This is a genomic window from Parvimonas sp. M20 (assembly GCF_035282425.1).
In the GTDB taxonomy this organism is placed as follows: Bacteria; Bacillota; Clostridia; order Tissierellales; family Peptoniphilaceae; genus Parvimonas.
In genome coordinates, this window is the sequence record NZ_JAYKBQ010000077.1 from 1 (window position 1) to 512 (window position 512).

1 protein-coding gene is annotated in these 512 nt (G+C 31.1%); it reads right to left on the reverse strand.

Features of this window, described 5'->3' with window-relative positions; genetic code table 11:
- Window positions 1–512 (reverse strand): VaFE repeat-containing surface-anchored protein (locus VJI93_RS08475; protein ID WP_324000500.1); only part of this gene is annotated, 512 nt, incomplete at both ends.

The following is a 512-nucleotide window of genomic DNA, read 5'->3' on the forward strand; positions in this document are numbered from 1 at the left end:
ACAACTGTTTGATCTGCATCATTAATGTCTTCATGGGCTCCTACTTCAGTATTATTTTCAAACATCTTTTCAAAGGCTACTAATTTTGTTTCTTTTGTGAAGTGTTTTGAATCTATAGTTGTACTTAATTCTATTTCTCCTTCACTCTTATCAGCTACAAATGTCTTTTCTGCTGTTACTTCTTTTCCATCTACTAAAAATGGTTGATTAGTTTCCTTATCCATCCAAACAAGCTTAACTGTATATTCTTTTCCGATTACCAAATTCTTATAGCTTACTTTATCTGTTAATGTTAATTCATCTTTTGCTTTTGCTTCTTTTTCTCCATTAACTTTTGCTTCTGTCTTTAGTTCTGGTTTTGGTTGTTTAACCTTTACTGTTTGATCTGCATCGTTAATGTCCTTATGTGATGCTACTAAAGTATTATCCTTATACACTTCTTCAAAAGCTACTAATGTTGTATCTTTTTCAAAATGTTTAGCATCCACAGTTGTACTTAATTCTACTTCTCC